4 protein-coding genes and 1 pseudogene are annotated in these 4,565 nt (G+C 56.0%); 1 reads left to right on the forward strand and 4 read right to left on the reverse strand.

The window, feature by feature from the left end; genetic code table 11:
- The coding region (locus KK078_RS30235) for an inorganic phosphate transporter (protein WP_254094767.1) at positions 1–1,117 on the forward strand (1,117 nt) is incomplete at its 5' end.
- Positions 1,118–1,125: 8 nt separating this feature from the next.
- On the opposite strand, the gene KK078_RS30240 is transcribed toward KK078_RS30235, so the two are convergent.
- The 4 genes and pseudogenes from KK078_RS30240 to KK078_RS30255 all read right to left on the reverse strand — a co-directional run.
- Positions 1,126–1,632 (reverse strand): chemotaxis protein CheD, encoded by a 507-nt coding sequence (locus KK078_RS30240; RefSeq protein WP_254094770.1) that lies wholly within the window; start codon positions 1,630–1,632, stop codon positions 1,126–1,128.
- Positions 1,629–2,447 (reverse strand): CheR family methyltransferase, encoded by an 819-nt coding sequence (locus KK078_RS30245; protein WP_254094772.1) that lies wholly within the window; start codon positions 2,445–2,447, stop codon positions 1,629–1,631. Before KK078_RS30245 ends, KK078_RS30240 begins: the two co-directional genes overlap by 4 nt.
- A 46-nt stretch (positions 2,448–2,493) precedes the next feature.
- Positions 2,494–3,717, reverse strand: coding sequence for a TolC family protein (locus KK078_RS30250; protein WP_254094774.1), 1,224 nt, complete (start codon positions 3,715–3,717; stop codon positions 2,494–2,496).
- 431 nt (positions 3,718–4,148) lie between these two features.
- A pseudogene (locus KK078_RS30255) lies at positions 4,149–4,565 on the reverse strand (hypothetical protein); the annotation flags it as partial.

A 4,565-nucleotide genomic window follows, 5' to 3' on the forward strand; every position in this document is an offset into this window, starting at 1 on the left:
CGCCATTTTCTGGAACCTCGTAACGTGGTACCTGGGCATTCCCTGCTCCAGCTCGCACACCCTGATCGGCTCCATTCTTGGGGTGGGCATTGCCTTTTCGTTATTGCCTGATTCGCAACAAGCCGCTGTGAACTGGGGGAAAGCCCAGGAGATCGGCGTTTCGTTGCTCATCTCGCCCCTGTTCGGCTTTTCGGTTACGATCATTCTGATGTACCTGCTGCGCACGCTGACCAAGAAGACCTCCTATGGAGACAGTTTATTTAAAGAGCCCAAGAAGAATGCGCCACCGCCGCTGTGGATCCGGATCATTCTGATCCTGACCTGTACCAGCGTAAGCTACTACCACGGCTCGAACGACGGTCAGAAAGGCGTAGGCCTGATCATGCTGATCCTGATCGGTATCGTACCCGTCTACTTTGCGCTGGATGTACGGGTGTCACCCACGGAGCTGAATGCCCCCCTGCACCGCATCGAGCAAGTCATCGCCGGCATTGATCCGTCACCACTCTCTGCACCGGACAAAGCCATTTACGCAGAGGTCAAAGCAACCAACCAACACTTGCTGAATTCGATCGCCCAGGTGCATTCGGTGGATCAGATCTCTAAAGCCGCACGTTTCGGTGTTCGGAAAGATATCCTGTTGCTCGATCGCCACCTGAAATACCTGTTGGACAAAGAAGAATTGAGTATCAGTACGGCCAGCCGGCAGATTGTAAAAGACGACCTGAAATCTGTTCGCAAGATCACCGACTACTCGCCGCGCTGGGCCATTCTCATGATCTCCCTGTCGCTTGGTCTGGGGACCATGATCGGTTGGAAACGCATCGTGAAAACCGTTGGTGAGAAGATCGGAAAAGAACACCTCACCTACGCACAAGGTGCCTCCGCCGAGCTTGTGGCCGCGAGCACCATTGGCCTCTCCACCAACCTGGGCCTGCCCGTCAGCACGACGCACGTGCTCTCATCCGGCATTGCAGGTTCGATGGTGGCCAGCAAAGGTGTGAAGAACCTGCAAGGTGATACCGTACGGAACATCCTGATGGCCTGGTTGCTGACCTTGCCTGTGGTGATGATCATGGCCGGGTCGCTGTTCCTGCTGTTCCGCGCGATCTTCTAGCCGGGCGGCTAGTAGCCAAATCCCAGTTTGATCTTTTCGTTGACTTCCCCCGCTGTCTCGGTCAGCAGGCGCATCCGCACTTTGCCCGTCGCGGTATTGAAGACGATCTTGCGCCCGTGCCCCCCGCCTACCTGCTGGGCCACGACGGGAATGCCGTAGTGGTCTAATACCTCCAGGGCAACCTCTGAATTGCGCTTGCCAATGCGGAAGATGTCGGAATTTTTGTAGAGCGAGTTGCAGCCACCAAAGACCTTGGCCTCGAGGTTTTCCAATTTCACCCTTCGGTTCAACATGGAACGCACCAGCATGTGCGTGGCCGCGAGCCCGCGTGTAGGATCACCGGTGTCGTCGTCGGGCTTGCCGGGCAGCAGGTAGTGATTAATGCCCCCGATGTGATGCTCTTTGTCCCACAAGCACACGGCTACACACGAACCGAGTACGGTCGTCAACAGCGCGGGAACGGACGTGATCAGGAACTGCCCGGCAAAGACGGTATAGCGGCGATGGGGTGTCATGCCATAACCTGGTAAACGGTAGGGCGAAGCTGGCGAAACGGCACGTTCATGCCCATGATCGATTCGCTATGCCCCAGGAACAACAGTCCGCCGGGGCGCAGGTGTTCGGCAAATTTGCGGATGACACGCTCCTGCGTGGCCTTGTCGAAATAGATCAGCACGTTGCGGCAGAAGATGATGTCATAGTCATGCTTGATCAGCCCGAAGCCGTCGTCCATGAAATTGATGCGGCGGTAGTGGATCTTTTTCCGGTATTCGGGTTTTACACGCACCAGGTCGGGCTGCGTCTTGCTGCGCAGAAAATACGCGCGGCGCATCTCGTTGGAGATCGCCGCAATCTTATCAAGTGTATAAACCCCTTTAAAGGCTGCCTGGATCATCCGGATCGATACATCGCTGGCCAGCAAGGAATAATGAAAGACCGGGTTACGACGGCGAAACTCTTCCAGCACCATCACCAGCGTGTAGGGCTCCTCACCGCTGGAGCAACCCGCCGACCACACGTTCATCGCCGGCCGGCCGGCCTGTTCGCTCCACGCCGGTAAAAAGGTGCCCGATAAGAACTTGAAATGCTCGGGCTCGCGAAAGAAATCTGTCTTATTGGTGGTGATCAGGTCGATGACGTGCAGCAGATCGCCCTGCTTCTCTTCGTCGCTGAAGATGTGATCCAGGAACTGTTTGTAGTTGTCCATCCCCAGACTCTTCACCTTTTTGTTGAGGCGGCTTTCCAGCATCGACCGCTTGTTGGCGGGCAGCTTGATGCCATACTCGCGCGTTACGTACGAGCTGAGACGGGCAAAGCTCTCGTCATCCATACGGACAAAAAGGGGCTGGTCGGGGGCCGGGGACATCGTGCAAAAGTTAGTTGGTGGCGCCGGCCAGGACCGAGGGGTCGCGCGGCAAGGCTCCGGTCAACACAAAGAGATCGGCCTTGCGCTTGGAGATGTTGTCGAATATCTCCCACCGCTGGTGCCGGTAGCCATGCAGCTGGGTCAGCTCCTCCAGCTTTTCCAGCGACTGCGACGACGGAAGTTGCGCGACGAACCTTTCTTGCAAGGCGATCAGCTTGTTGAGCTGCGTAAAGGTAGCAGAAAGGTCGGCTATATCGTCCTGTGTCTCGTCAAATTGATGCTCGACGACACCCACGGCTTCCATCTCTTGCTGCCGTGCGGACTCTTTCCTGAGCTCTTCGCGCTTGCGTTCGGCACCATGCCAATTCGAGAATTTTAACGGTACGGACAGCGTAGCCGTGATAGCGTTATAGCGCGGCGAGGGCGCTTCCGGGTTTGTCGCGCGGCCGACGAAGTTGTTGCCTAACGAAAAAGAAATGTCGGGCACTCGGTTAGCGGCCATCAGCAATACCTCCTGGTGCACGACGTCCGCCGACGCTTTGCTTACCTGCAAGCGTTCGTAACGGCTGGCTTGCGCCGAAGTATATTTCTCGAAAGACCAGACCCAACTGCCGGGCAGTACGGGCTGCGAACCATAGACGTGCTCTACCACATCGTTCAACTCGTCCAACGACTCTTTCAGATCATCCTGCGCCACGTCCAGCAACAGCTGGTTTTCCATGAGCAGCAATTGCTGCTTCAGGCGTGCCGCACTATCGGTCACGGGCAGCGAAAGTATTTCGTGCTTGTATTTCAGGTCTTCCTGGATCTGTTGCTCGAGCATCCAGCAATGTTGGAACAGCAACAGCGCGTCGCGTTTGAACTCGTTGACAAATACGGCGTGCTCCGCCTCGGCCAGGCGCACCTGCGCCTGGGCCAACTGCACGCGGTGCTGACGCTTCCGGCCGGTCTCCACCGTATAGTCTATGCCCAGGTATAATTGCTGCGGCATGTTCAGGCCGCTGATGTCGCCTGACACGTTGCCAAATACCAGGCTGGGGTCGGGCGAAATGCGGGCGATGTCGATCTCGCTTTTGATGGACTCGATACCTTCCGCATGCGCGGAAATATCGGGGTGCTGCTCAATGGCTTTCAGAAAGTCGGCTACGGAAATGCGAACGCCGGGCTGGGCCTGTACGGCTGCCGGCAAGGATACTCCTAGAAGTCCGGCAAATGCCAATAGTAAAAGTCTCATGGTTGTAGGTCTTAAGGTTATATGAAAGTGCCGGCAGGTTTCTCGCCCCCTCTTTTCCAACCCCCTGCCAGGCACTTCTCCCCCTTCTCTTCGGTAATGTCTTCTCGATAATTGTCTGTGTGTTCTTTTGTGTTGTCGGTATAACTAAAGTGCGTGCAGGCCTTCCCTTCGTTCAACGTCACTGCCTGCGCGACACTTCCCCCTCATGCTTCCCACAAGATCTTGCCATACGATCAACCCAAAACTCAATTTTATACTAAAGTGCCCGCAAGCCTTCTCTTCTTCCAACTTCACTGCTTGCGTGGCACTTCCCCCTCATACTTCAAACACTCATGAAAATGTCTTGTGTCTTGTTTATATAAAGTGCCCGCAAGCCCTCTCTCCTTCCAACTTCACTGCTTGCGTGGCACTTCCCCCTTATACTGTAGATACTAAAAATCTGTAAAGTCGTGATCTGCCGGACCTTCGTCGAGCTTCAGATCAAACCCCTTGCCATGACCGTTGCCGTTGGACGACACCGCTACATCCTTGTAGCTTGCCTTGGCCGGTTTACGGCCGGCAGACGCCTTCGCGGTCTTTGCCCGTGCGATCGCGCGGTTGTCAAGCTTGAAGTAGTTCACCGCGGCTTTCAGCTCCTCGGCCTGGCCGCTCAGCTCTTCCGCGTTGGACGACATCTCTTCGGCGGCCGACGCGTTGCCTTGCGTTACCTGCGACAGCTGCTGGATCGCACCGTTTACCTGGTCGGCACCCGTATTTTGCTCAATGCTGGCCGCGGCGATTTCCTGTACGAGCTGCGCGGTCTTGTTGATGTCGGGCAGCGTGTTGAGCAAAAGCTCTTTCGACTGCTG

Origin of the sequence: Dawidia soli, from assembly GCF_018598185.1 — a bacterium.
Lineage (GTDB): Bacteria > Bacteroidota > Bacteroidia > Cytophagales > Cyclobacteriaceae > Ohtaekwangia > Ohtaekwangia soli.